This is a genomic window from Bacillus sp. FSL R5-0576 (genome assembly GCF_038004765.1).
Taxonomy (GTDB): domain Bacteria; phylum Bacillota; class Bacilli; order Bacillales; family Bacillaceae; genus Bacillus; species Bacillus subtilis.
Genome location: NZ_JBBORU010000001.1, coordinates 3,291,977 through 3,304,389 on the forward strand (window position 1 = coordinate 3,291,977; position 12,413 = coordinate 3,304,389).

The window sequence follows — 12,413 nt, forward strand, 5'->3', positions numbered from 1 at the left end:
TCTCCCCTTTTCTTTACGGTTATTTTAAAGTGACGGTTTGCCCTGTCCGCAGCTGTTCTGCGATTTCGTCAAGTTTTCTCAGCCTGTGATTGATCCCTGATTTGCTGATTTTCCCGCTTGCTACCATTTCCCCCAGCTCTTTCAGCGTCACTTCCTGATAATCAATCCGAAGCTGCGCAATTTCCCGAAGTTTTTCAGGCAGCGCCTCCAGGCCGATTCTTTCATCGATGTATTTAATATTTTCCACCTGTCTCAGCGATGCGCCGATCGTTTTGTTTAAGTTGGCTGTTTCACAATTGACGAGGCGGTTGACCGAATTTCTCATGTCCCGAACGATTCTGACATCCTCAAATCGCAGAAGCGAATTGTGAGCGCCGATTACGTTCAGAAACTCTGTAATCTTTTCAGCCTCTTTTAAATAGGTAATGTAGCCTTTTTTCCGTTCAAGCGTTTTGCTGTTTAACTGAAACTCATTTAACAGGTCACATAATGAATCGTTATGCTCCTTATAAAGAGAGAAGATTTCTAAATGATACGAGGAGGTTTCCGGATTATTGACCGAACCTCCTGCCAAAAATGCTCCTCTCATATAAGAACGCTTGCAGCATCTCTTTTTGACCAGCTCTTTCGAAATACTTCGTTCAAACACAAAATTCTCCCCGAGTATTTTTAAATCCTCTAAGATCGCTTTTGCATTTTCTGAAAAACGCACAATATAGACGTTATTCTTTTTCAGCCGCATTTTCTTTCTGACCAGCAGCTCGACCGACACATCATATTGTTTTTTCAGCAATGTATAGATGCGGCGGGCAATCGCCGCGTTTTCGGTTTGAACATCGAGTACGAGATGGCGGTTTGTAAATGATAAAGCTCCATTCATCCGAATGAGTGCAGACAGCTCGGCATTAATGCAGCAGTCCTTCACTTCCAGATTCGTTAATTCTTTTTTTGTTTCTGATGCAAATGACATATAGCCACCTCATTTCAAGGCTTCATTCTTTCAGTAAATCAACAAGAAGAGAGGCCACTTTATGTGTATCGTGACGTATTACGTCATTTTTATACGTTACAATTTGATCTCTGATGACTTCAAGCCCCATCGCTTTCAGCTCTTCAATATCAAAATCAACAGGACGCGCCGATTCCATTTCGTACTTACGCTTTATTTCGTCGGGAATGTCTTCACTGTTCACTAATATCGTATCAATAAAACCGCAGCCCATATGCTGATTGAGCGCTTTCACATGATCAGCAGCGGTGTAATGGAGCGTTTCGCCGGGCTGAGTCATCACGTTGCAAATGTATACTTTTTTCGCCGGCGCCTTTATCACTTCTTCCCCGATTTTTGGGACGAGCAAATTGGGAAGAATGCTTGTATAGAGGCTTCCCGGGCCGATAATAATCAAATCCGCTTCCCTGATCACGTCTATTGTTTCCGGCAGCGGATCAATCTGTTCAGGCGTGAGAAAAACACGCTTAATACGCTGTCCGTATTCCGGGATCGTTGACTCGCCTGAGACCACGCGGCCGTCTTCCATCTCAGCATGCAAAACGACACTGGCATTGGCAGCCGGCAAAACCTTTCCTCTTACATTCAGCACCTTGCTCATTTCTGTGACAGCGTGAAAAAAATCACCGGTTATATTTGTCATCGCTGCCAAAATCAAATTCCCGAGAGAATGACCTGTTAAGTCATTCCCTTTATTGAAGCGGTGCTGAAAAAGATCTTCAACAAGCGGCTCCACATCGGATAAAGCGGCAAGCACATTTCTGATGTCTCCGGGAGGCGGAATTTTCAGTTCATTCCGCAGACGGCCAGAGCTTCCCCCATCATCGGCAACTGTTACAATGGCCGTGATGTCAACGGGTTTATGCTTTAGGCCCCGAAGCAATACAGAAAGACCAGTACCGCCGCCAAAGATTGCGATTTTCGGCTTTTGTCCCATCTTATTTCCGGCTTCTCTTTTCAATGTCCCGGTGAGTAACATGAGTATAGTAATCCTTTTTGAAATAATCAGCTAAATTCTCGGCTAATGTCACAGAGCGGTGCTGGCCCCCTGTGCAGCCGATCGCAATGACAACCTGGCTTTTTCCTTCTCTTTTATAAGATGGAAGCATAAAGCTCAGCAGATCAATTAATTTCTCATTGAACTTTTGCGTTTCATTCCACTTCATGACGTAAGAGGAAACCTCTTTATCCTTGCCAGTCAGCGGCCGCATGCTTTCGATATAGTACGGATTCGGCAAAAATCTGACATCAAAGACGAGATCTGCATCAATTGGAATACCGTATTTAAAACCAAATGACATGACATTTACGGTAAATGTCTCTCCTTGGTTTGTCGCAAAGTGCTTCACGATTTTTTCACGCAAATCACGCGGCTTCATGTCAGACGTATCGTAAATGATTTGAGAGCGGCCTTTTAATTCCTCAAGCAGCTCTCGTTCCAGCGCGATGCCTTCAAGCGGCAGGCCAGTCGCTGCCAGCGGATGCGAGCGTCTCGTCTCTTTATATCTTGTGACGAGAATGGAATCCTTCGCGTCCAGGAATAAAATTCGCGGTGTGATCCACGGATTTTCGGCCATTTCATCCAGCGCTTCAATCAGCCGGTCAAAAAATTCGCGGCCGCGCAAATCCATCACGAGCGCAACTTTGCTCATTTTCGAATTTGATTCCTTCATCAGCTCTAAAAACTTCGGAAGCAATGAAGGCGGAAGATTATCGACGCAGAAATAGCCGAGATCTTCAAAGCTTTGGATCGCGACCGTTTTCCCCGCTCCCGACATTCCGGTTATAATGACAAGCTGAATATCATGTGATTCACTAACACTCATCTTTCTCCCCCCTGACTTGTCTTTCTATTTGATGTGCTGCGGGTCTAAACGATAACTGAGCAGCTCAAATTCCGGTGTATACGTAAATGTGCCGTGCAGCAGCCCTTGTCCCTTCATCATAAAATCAAGGATATGGCCGTCTCCAGGGGCCATAGGCAGGTTCTGAATGTCATTGACATCATGCCACTGCAGTTTGCCTTCCTCTGATTCTGATACATTTTGTCCTGTATAAGAATCCGCGACAAACGTAAACATCATCCACTCGGAGACAATGTGGTCACCGTCTTTAATAATAAAGGTAAAAACGCCTTTTAATTGAGGATTTATGATATAGATACCAGTCTCTTCTCTGTACTCTCTGATGACGGAGTCTCTGACTGATTCTCCGCTCTCCATCTTGCCTCCCGGCGCGACCCACCATCCGCGTCTCGGCTTTTGAAGCAGAAGAACTTTGTCATCCGTCTGAAGCACACAATTTGTCACTCTTTGCAAGTACGTCACCTAACCTTCGTCCTGTCATCGTCTCTTTATTATACCGCTTCAAGATGCCTCCCACAATGAAGAGACATTGACAATCTTTTCTTCTATTTTACAGCATATTCATTCCTTAATTCAGATGATTTTGCTGTAACTGGCATTCATCTTTTATTTATGGACAAAAAAAGGACACGGATAACTGGAGAATCCGTGCCAAAAAAGTGTATTCATTATAAAAAGGGGGTCAATTACTTTATTAATCATAACCGAAAAGCATTACACATGTGTTACAGCGGAATTAAAACCCAGTAACGTAATGTGAAACTCGTATGACAGCCCTTTTTATTTTAAGGTTTTCAGCGTTTCTTGAAGCTCTTCAACATAATGCTGTACGCTTTGCGCCGCAATACTTCCGTCTCCTGTAGCCGTTACGATTTGGCGCAGTGATTTTTCGCGAATGTCTCCGGCAGCGAAAATTCCTTCAACCTTTGTCTCCATGCGGTCATTTGTTTCGATGTAGCCTTCTTCATTCGTAATGCCCAGATTCTCAAACGGTTTAGACAGAGGAAGCATGCCGATGTAAATGAATACGCCGTCTGTTTTGAATTCACTTTCTTCACCGGTTACCGTATCGACAAGCGTTACGTTACCGACTTTGCCGTTTTCCTCATGAATTTCCTTCACGGTTTTGTTCCATAGGAAGTCAACTTTTTCATTATCAAATGCTCTCGCTTGAAGAATACTTTGAGCACGGAGTTTATCACGTCTGTGAACAATCGTTACTTTTGAAGCGAAACGAGTCAGATATACGCCTTCTTCAACCGCGGAATCTCCGCCGCCAACAACGACTAGTTCTTTGCCTTTAAAGAAAGCGCCGTCACATACTGCACAATAAGATACACCGCGTCCGCCCAATTCTTTTTCGCCAGGCACGCCGATTTTTTTATACTCCGCACCTGCAGCAATGATGACGGCACGCGCTTTATATTCCTTTGAGCCGGCTTTGACTACTTTATACTCTTTGCCGTCAACGACTTCTTTAATATCGCCATAAGCGTATTCAGCGCCGAACTTTTTCGCATGTTCAAACATTTTGTTAGAAAGCTCAGGCCCAAGGATACTTTCGAATCCAGGATAGTTTTCTACATCTTCCGTATTGGCCATTTGTCCGCCAGGAATTCCTCTTTCAATCATTAATGTCGATAAATTCGCTCTTGATGTGTATACAGCGGCCGTCATCCCAGCAGGGCCCGCGCCGATTATAATCACGTCATAAATTTTTTCTTCTGACACACTATTCACTCCTTAAACCATCTTTTCAAGTTTGGGCTCTTTCTTATAAGATAAGAATCCCCATCAAACGTATTCCTTACCCATATCCTATAAAATCTCATGGTGATACGCTATTTTTTTGCTCATTTTTTTCGAAACGCGATTAAATGTATTTCAAAAGGGTATGTATATTAATAAAGAAAGAGCCTTCTGTCCATAGAAGGCCCTTGTCTTATTTATTATTGAACAACACGTCTTACAACGCCTTTAAATGCTGCTTTCCAGTAAGGATTGCTCATAGAGTCAACAGATACACCATGAGATGTATTGTCGTTTAGGAAAGTACCGTTTCCTAAGTAAATTCCAACGTGACCGTTTGTTTTATATGTGTCAAAGAAAACTAAGTCTCCGCGTTTCATATCCGATGCGCTGACAGCTTGTCCTCTGCCAACTAACGTATCAGTTGTTGTTCCACCGACAGGTCCAAGGTTAACACCTGCAGAAGCGTATGCCCAGCGTACGAATGATGAGCAGTCAAAAATACGGTTGTTGATATCAGACTGACTGCGTCCGCCGCCAAACTTGTACGGAGATTGTCCTACAATGCTTGAACCAACGCTGATCGCGCCTTCAATTCCGCCAGAGTTGCTGATAACAGTGCCGCCTGAATTGCTGTTTGAGCCGCTGCTCTTCTTAGAAGATGAGCCGTTAGACGAACTGTTTGATGAACCGTTAGAAGAATTGTCTGAAGAATCATCAGATGAGCTTGCTTTTGCTGATTCAGTTGTAGCCGTTTGGCTGTCATCTGTTTGTGTTTCATCAGATGCTTTTTGTGCTTCTTCCTGCTTTTTGATCAAAGCAGCCGCTGCTTCTTGTTCTTTTTTGATGCGTGCTTGTTCAGCTTCAGTATTTGCTTTTTGATTTGCAAGTTCAGACGCCTCTGATTTTAATTCAGAAATCGCTTTAGCCGTTTTCTTCTGGCTTGCTTTTGCTTCGTCGAAAAGCTTGTCTTTTTCATTAAGCTGTTTATCAAGGTCTTTTTGCATTGTTTCTAATTTAGCCAATGCAGCTTGAACTTCTTTCAGCTTGTCATTCAAATCCGCTTCAGAATCCTCGAGCTTCGCTTTATCCTGCTCTTGCTGTTTGATTAAATCTTTGTCTGCGTCCACAATAGATGAAACCGCAGTCGCACGAGAGATAAAGTCACCAAAGCTTGTTGATCCTAGAAGAACATCTATGTATCCTTGAGATCCGCCGCTTTCCTGTAAAGAACGAACGCGTTTTTTCAGGATTTCATTGCGTTTTTCGATACGTGCTTCTGTTTCTTTAATCTCTTTTTTCAGTTTTTTGATTTCTTCTTTTGTTTTATCGTTTTCTTCTTTTTTATCTTCGATCTTGTTACTTGTATCAAGCGCCTTAGCGTTAATGTCTTTCAGTTCTTTTTCAATCTTTGATTGATTTTCCTGAAGCTCACTTAATTCTTTTTCCTTCGCTTCAATGCTGGAAGCAACCTCAGATTGCTTGCTTTCGATTTTTTGTTTCTTTTCATCTAATGTTTCCGCCGATGCAGTTTTACTTGTAAATGGGATCAAAAAACTGCTTGTCCCGATGACGGAAGCCAAACCAAGTGTAATTAAACTCTTTCTCACTTTTTATATCCTCCCTTTTACTGTGAACCTGTCCTCATTTGGAATCGTATTTTGAACATCAAGTTTCGTTCCTCATACTCTACGAGGAATGATGGTTGTTTATGGTTAATTATTCTGTGCATCTCTTATTCTGGTTGTATAGCGTTTATTTCACATCATATGTAAAAAACACTAATTCCTTATGTACGAGAATCATTATACCATCAAGTTTCGACAAATTAGCGATAAATTTTATTACATTTATGTTTCAAACAGATGTCAAGTCACACATCATTTGTCATTTTTCTTAAGCGTGTAAAAAAACTGTCGATATTATTTTCTTAATATAATCTATCAAACAAAAAAAGAGTCGATTAAATAAATCGACTCTTTAAAATTTACTATTCTAGAATATCATCAATATATTTCATATATTTCGTCAACGTTGCCGGAGAGATGCCGAATCGGGCCGCTGTGTCTTTTTTCGTGTCTTGCTTGCCATGGGCTTCTTTCCAAATATAACAGATGGCTGCTGCCCAGCCTTTCTCATTCTTCAACGGAGCAGCTGCACGAATTTGCTGGATGACATGGAAAACCCAGCAGCTCATGACTTCTGTTTTCATCTCTTCTTTTTCAGCTTGCTCTAATAATTTGACCGTTTGATAGGCGAAAAGTGCATCCTCTGAAACGTCAGCAGCCGCAGAATCTCCATTTAGAAGCAGCTTTACAAAATGATTTTCAAAAGGAGCGGTAATTCTCTTTGAGCGTATCACCGCTTCAAGATGCTCTGTTTCTCCCTTTGTGCTGCTGATATAATAGGCTGCGAGACGCTGCTCCACAGATGAAGGAAGAGCTTCCCTCCGCTCAATCCAAGGCGCCGGGCGGTCTTCGCCGGGATATTGCGACTCGACTTTTCTCCAGATCGTCTCGGCAAAGTCGGTATGTCCCGTAAAATAAGCAGAGCAGGAAAGCCAGTAAAAGAAGGTGTCGTCACCTTCAAAGCCGGTTTTATATAATGATTTGAGCCATTTATATCCGATCTCGTAGCGGCCGACAAGCGCCAAAGTAGCACCCAATTTATAACGCTGCTCCATTAGCATCGGATAGACATTGGAGAGCTGATCACTCAATTCCACCACTTTTTCGTCTTCTCTTTCATAATAGTAGAAAACGAGAAGATTGCATAAGGCGTGAAGATTTCCTTCATTATGAGAAAGCACTTCATAAGCGGTTTGCTTCGCTTTTACAACGTTTCCAGAATAGAAATAGGCAAGCGCGAGATTGTTGTATGCTGACCAAAGCTCCGGATATTCAGCTGTGATTTCCTCAAGCGCCGCAACCGCTTCAGCAAGCTGGCCGCTTTCCAGCAATGACTTTGCCCGATCCTGTTTCACCAGCAGTTCATCGTGATCATACAACGAATCTTCAATGCCGTCGTCTCCTAAATCGAGCAAATCAAGCAGACTATCGTTTTCTTCGGCGAATTCACCATCCGGGTCCGCATCAGAATAAGCGGCCGCTTCTTTATAAGCTTCCTGGAAGAGCCCCAGATGGGCAAAGTTATTCGCTTTAAAGTAATGGCACTCCGGCATTTCGGCCTCCAGATTTGCCATGATATAGTCAAGAAGATCGTTCGACTCTTGATACTGGCCCATTTCCGAATAAATGACCGCAAGCTGTGAAAGCATCTCTGAATCCTCCGGCTCCAAATGAACCGCGCGCTGAATCAGTTTGCTTGCCCGTTTTAGATTGCGCTCTTTATACGCTTTCAAGCCTTTATGAAAAAAATATTGTCCATCTTGAAGCAGCTGGACAATTTGTGCGTGATTTTTATGTTCAGAAGTGTGTTTTCCCACAACTACCCTCCGTTTTATACAATATTACCGTCAGTAGTATACCATAAATCGTAAGCCCCTCAATAGTTCAAAAGGAAGGATTGGGAAAATCCCTCCTCTTTTTTATTGGCTGATTCGACCAAAATTTACCCGGCTTTGTTTTCTAAGTCCGCATTCATTTTCAGCTGCTGTTCAGCAAAATCCCTATAAAGACCATGGGAAGCCATTAACTCATGGTGTGTTCCACGACCGGTAATTTCCCCTTTTTCAACAAACAATAGCTGGTCCGCATCTACAACGGTAGATAGGCGGTGAGCGATAACAATCGTTGTTCGGCCCTCCATCAGCACCTCAAGCGCCTGCTGAACTGATTTTTCAGATTGGCTGTCGAGACTTGAGGTCGCTTCATCGAGCATAAGAATGCTTGGGTTACGGAGAAGCGCTCTCGCAATTGCGATTCTCTGCCTTTGTCCGCCTGACAGCATAATGCCGCGTTCGCCTACTTCTGTATCAAACTGATTCGGCAGCTCCTTTATAAAATTGAGCGCATATGCCATCTCCGCGGCTTTTTCGATCTCAGCATCCGTCACATCTCGTTCTAACCCGTAGCAAATATTTTCTCTGATTGTCCCGGACATTAACGGGCTTTCCTGTGATACATACCCGATATGCTCCCTCCACGATTCAAGCGAGTAAGTATCGACCGGCTCGTCCCCCAGTCGAATGGTCCCTGCAGTCGGAGTATAAAAACGTTCAAGCAGCTTAAACAGCGTCGTTTTCCCCCCGCCGCTCGGACCGACAATCGCTGTGACTTTACCTGCTTCAATGACGGCGCTGATTTCTTTTAAAATCAGCTGATCAGGCTTGTATCCAAAAGACACGCGATCAAGCTGAATAGGGAGATGCGCATTTTCAATTTGTTTTCCTGTCACTGTATCTTCTTCTTCCTCTGCTAAAATCTCAATCATTCGTTCTGTTGCACCGATTGATTTTTGCAGCTGTGTGAAAAACGTTGTAATCTGGCCCATCGGCATTATAATTTGAAACAAATATAAAATAAAAGCCACGAGCGCTCCCGCCGTGAGTTCGCCTGAAGATACCTGCATGCCGCCATATCCGATCACTGCGACAAGCGCTGCCATTAGCACGAGTGAGATAAGCGGGCCGACAAGCGATTGAACCTTGGCTTCACGAACGCCAAGCTTAAATAATGAGGAAATCCCCATCTTCCCGCGCCCATATTCGACATCCTCCGCATTTGAAGCTTTGACAAGTCTGATTTCCGGGAGAATTTGATTCAGCAGGCCTGTAAAACGGGCTGTTTCATCTTGCGTTTCCCGTGAGATAGAAAACATCTTCCGGCCAATCGGCATCAAGATGAGAGCGGCCAGCGGAACGACCACTAACACAAGCAGTGTCAGCTTCCAGTTCATAATAAACAAGATTGTCAATGATCCAATGACAGAAATGATGCCTGTAATAAATCCGCTGATATGGGTTGTAATCAATTCTTTGACCACCATCGTATCGTTCGTTACACGGCTGACTGTTTCTCCGGAAGCATTTGTATCGAAATAAGAGACAGGAAGCTTAATTAATTTCTTCCATAGTAACTCCCGCAGCCCGGAAATGATTTTTTGTCCATTATAGTTAAGCGCATAGGTGGCATAAGCGCTTAAACCCGCCTGAACGAAAAACACCAGCGCGATCAAACCGATTTGCGTGCCTGACAGATTTGACATAGAAAAACCATCGACAAGCTGCTTCGTTAATAATGGAATGAGCAGGCTGACCAGCGTGGTTACAACACTGAGGGCAAGCGCAAAGGCAAGCTTTCCATAAGAAGGATTGGTCCGTCTTACTAAGGCAAAAAAGGGTTTCAATTTACTTTTAGATTTTTGTTTCTTGGTTGGCATATATTTTCCTCCTGTTTCAGCGTTCAGAAAGGTGAAAAGTCATAGCAAAAGGATGATTTTTACTCTTTCTCAATCATATCAATGGAGAAAGACTTTTTCAGTATATTTTTACCGTGATCAAAATAAAAATCTCCCACTCATTGTTTGAATAGGAGATTTTTATGTTAGACATCTTTCACAGGCTTCTTTTTTCTATAAGTCAATGTTACATCCTGCTGTCGCAGGTCTTCAATTATCATTTTGTATCGATCAACTTTTGCGGTATGTTCTTCTTTTATCATCTCAAGGGCAGCTTTTCGTTTTTCGCTTTTAGACTCAAGCTCTTTTTTTATTTTTTTACAATCAACCCTTTTTGCCCTTTGATTTCCTCTTTTAATGAAGACTCAAATTTCTTTGTCAGGCTGAGAAAGTCGTTGATCGGTTGATTGAGGGTGCCCGCTTTCCCCTTCATTTCATCTTGGGTAAGAAACATATAGGTCGTTGATACAATTTCTATTTCACTTTCTGAAAATAAGGAAGTCACTCTTCATATTCCTCCTAAGGCTGAAAATCAAATAACTGAGAAATCATTTCTTCTTTTTCAAACAGCTTTTCAATACTCTCGCGGATATTTTTGATAAAATCTCTTTTTTCTGTTGTCTGTTTTTTTAATTCAGCAACAATTCCATCATTAGCAGGTAGCGCACCTGTGTGAAATGATTCATGAACTGAGATTTTCTCCAATTTATCGAATGTGTGGCTGAAACCAGCTGCAAGCCGGAATTGAAGATCGAAGGCATAATGCGAAGGGTTTTCTTCCATATGATGAATAGCCGTGATGATCGCCTGCTTTTTGTCTATGAAATCTTCATCGATTTCCTGACTGTAAACCTTCTGGTACTTAGAAATCGCATCTTCCAAATCTTCAACGATTTTCATACCGTTTTGATAGATTCTGACAGCGGATGAGAGATTGACTTGAATCGTTTCTCCCGAGCCGCTCTTCCCTGTAAAATAAATATCGGAACCTTTATAGCTGAAGCCTTTTTCCTTTGACAAGGCGTTGAGCATTTGAACGATACTGTGGCCGTCGACGATAAGTTTTAGTGCGTCTTTTGTTTCTGTGTCGAGTGTTTTCAATGAGGACAGAATTGATTTTACGTAGTCCACTATTTCACCAACGTCTTTTAAAGCTTGCATAAATTGGCCATGCTTTAGATGGTCTATGAAATGTTCGTACCGTAATTCTATGCCTCGCATACTCGCATTAATATTCGTTAATTCTTTTTTGATCACTTTCTTTTGCGTTTCATCAATATAACCATTTTCAGCTAACTGATCTACGACCGGTCCGCTGTTTCTCAACAAGGTATGAAGAAAACCTAAAAACGACGGCAGTTCCTCTTTTATTCGGCCATACATTTGCTTAACATCATCAAAATGCTCATATAGGACACTTACTTTCTTTAAAGCGCCGTCTGTGTTTTTCACTCTTTCAATCAGGTCTATGTCTATCCCGCTGGCTGCCTTTATAAAACCGTTCAAGCCGTCTTTTTCATAGTCATCCTTATATTTTTGAAGGAATTTTTGAATTGACCTCACATCTTCGTCAGGAACCCCATCCATAATGTTTCGGATGCCTTTTACACTTGTATTTGTATCTGCCATCTTCACATCACCGAATGTAATGAAATCGGCCTTGCCGCTGACTCCATACAGCGGGTCATCTTTTGAGATGCGTTGGATGATGTTCGCTGTGACGCCTTTGTCTTCATAATATTTTTGGATTTCTTTTTTTAACTTTTCTGGCGGGATATCATTAATATCTTTTAAGCGTCTAATATGAAATTTATGCATTAACCTATCTCTCAAATTCAAATCAGTTGCTAGTAGGTGGTCAACGCTTATTTGAGCTCCGTTAACCCCATAAACTTCATCAAATTCTCCATCAATTAATTGAACCATCACCTGATTATTATTTGCCAGTGAGTGCCCCATAGCAAAGGTCTTTAAATCATTAGAATTCTCTGTTTCTCTTTTGGCATTTCTTACAAACTCTTTTGTCGCTTGGTACTGGCTGTCATCTATCCCTAAAAAGAGACCAAAGAAATTGTATGACCAGTCTTCGTTATCAGCACTCCCCTCTGAAATAATATGAAGTTGATTAACGTGTTGTTTATCATCCTTAATATAAATAGCTGTACCATCATATCCGGACTCTCTTATTGATGTATCTATTTTCGAATTTTTTTTAATAAGTTCATTAGATGTGTATATTTCCACACTTTTTGGAAGGTCTCGATGTGTTTCTTCTTTGTATATTCTACGCACCTCGACTTCAAAATCTGTTTTAGCTCTCTTTATTTCACTTTCAGTATCAGAAGCAAATCTTTCTTTATAATCGTACTCCAAGTCAATTAAACGCAGCTTTACATTTTCATTTTCAAATATATTCTTATTTTCCATTTTCT

The 12,413-nt window shown here is 42.0% G+C and carries 9 protein-coding genes and 1 pseudogene; all 10 read right to left on the minus strand.

Features of this window, described 5'->3' with window-relative positions; translation table 11 throughout:
• Nucleotides 1-19 precede the first annotated feature (19 nt).
• Nucleotides 20-970 carry a DNA-binding protein WhiA gene (gene whiA, locus NX903_RS16950; protein WP_003243775.1) on the minus strand — a complete coding sequence of 317 codons (951 nt, stop codon included), beginning with the start codon at nucleotides 968-970 and terminating at the stop codon, nucleotides 20-22.
• Between the two features lie 22 nt (nucleotides 971-992).
• Nucleotides 993-1,946: a gluconeogenesis morphogenetic factor gene (gene mgfK, locus NX903_RS16955; protein ID WP_003244450.1), complete on the minus strand. Its 954-nt coding sequence runs from the start codon at nucleotides 1,944-1,946 to the stop codon at nucleotides 993-995.
• Between the two features lies 1 nt (nucleotide 1,947).
• Complete coding sequence (rapZ, locus tag NX903_RS16960) at nucleotides 1,948-2,835, minus strand: RNase adapter RapZ (protein WP_003243903.1); 888 nt, start codon at nucleotides 2,833-2,835, stop codon at nucleotides 1,948-1,950.
• Nucleotides 2,836-2,859: 24 nt separating this feature from the next.
• A complete protein-coding gene (locus NX903_RS16965; protein ID WP_010886622.1) occupies nucleotides 2,860-3,336 on the minus strand; it encodes an 8-oxo-dGTP diphosphatase in 477 nt (158 codons plus the stop codon).
• A gap of 318 nt (nucleotides 3,337-3,654) precedes the next feature.
• Nucleotides 3,655-4,605 (minus strand): thioredoxin-disulfide reductase, encoded by a 951-nt coding sequence (gene trxB / locus NX903_RS16970; protein ID WP_003228139.1) that lies wholly within the window; start codon nucleotides 4,603-4,605, stop codon nucleotides 3,655-3,657.
• A gap of 218 nt (nucleotides 4,606-4,823) precedes the next feature.
• Nucleotides 4,824-6,233 carry a peptidoglycan DL-endopeptidase CwlO gene (gene cwlO / locus NX903_RS16975; protein ID WP_024572238.1) on the minus strand — a complete coding sequence of 470 codons (1,410 nt, stop codon included), beginning with the start codon at nucleotides 6,231-6,233 and terminating at the stop codon, nucleotides 4,824-4,826.
• 380 nt (nucleotides 6,234-6,613) lie between these two features.
• The gene (locus NX903_RS16980; RefSeq protein WP_086344363.1) at nucleotides 6,614-8,068 is read right to left on the minus strand and encodes a tetratricopeptide repeat protein; all 1,455 of its coding nucleotides are present in this window, start codon (nucleotides 8,066-8,068) and stop codon (nucleotides 6,614-6,616) included.
• 125 nt (nucleotides 8,069-8,193) lie between these two features.
• On the minus strand, nucleotides 8,194-9,963 hold the full coding sequence (gene bmrA / locus NX903_RS16985; RefSeq protein ID WP_086344364.1) for a multidrug resistance ABC transporter ATP-binding protein/permease BmrA: 1,770 nt from the start codon (nucleotides 9,961-9,963) through the stop codon (nucleotides 8,194-8,196).
• Nucleotides 9,964-10,127: 164 nt separating this feature from the next.
• Nucleotides 10,128-10,486, minus strand: a pseudogene (locus NX903_RS16990) (hypothetical protein).
• A gap of 14 nt (nucleotides 10,487-10,500) precedes the next feature.
• A complete protein-coding gene (locus NX903_RS16995; RefSeq protein WP_137201047.1) occupies nucleotides 10,501-12,408 on the minus strand; it encodes a DUF6792 domain-containing protein in 1,908 nt (635 codons plus the stop codon).
• Between the last annotated feature and the right edge of the window lie 5 nt (nucleotides 12,409-12,413).

Excerpts from the sequence above, each read along its gene's own strand:
- whiA (WP_003243775.1), bottom strand. The coding sequence starts at position 970 with ATGTCATTTGCATCAGAAACAAAAAAAGAATTAACGAATCTGGAAGTG.
- mgfK (WP_003244450.1), bottom strand. The coding sequence starts at position 1,946 with ATGGGACAAAAGCCGAAAATCGCAATCTTTGGCGGCGGTACTGGTCTT.
- rapZ (WP_003243903.1), bottom strand. The coding sequence starts at position 2,835 with ATGAGTGTTAGTGAATCACATGATATTCAGCTTGTCATTATAACCGGA.
- bmrA (WP_086344364.1), bottom strand. The coding sequence starts at position 9,963 with ATGCCAACCAAGAAACAAAAATCTAAAAGTAAATTGAAACCCTTTTTT.
- NX903_RS16995 (WP_137201047.1), bottom strand. The coding sequence starts at position 12,408 with ATGGAAAATAAGAATATATTTGAAAATGAAAATGTAAAGCTGCGTTTA.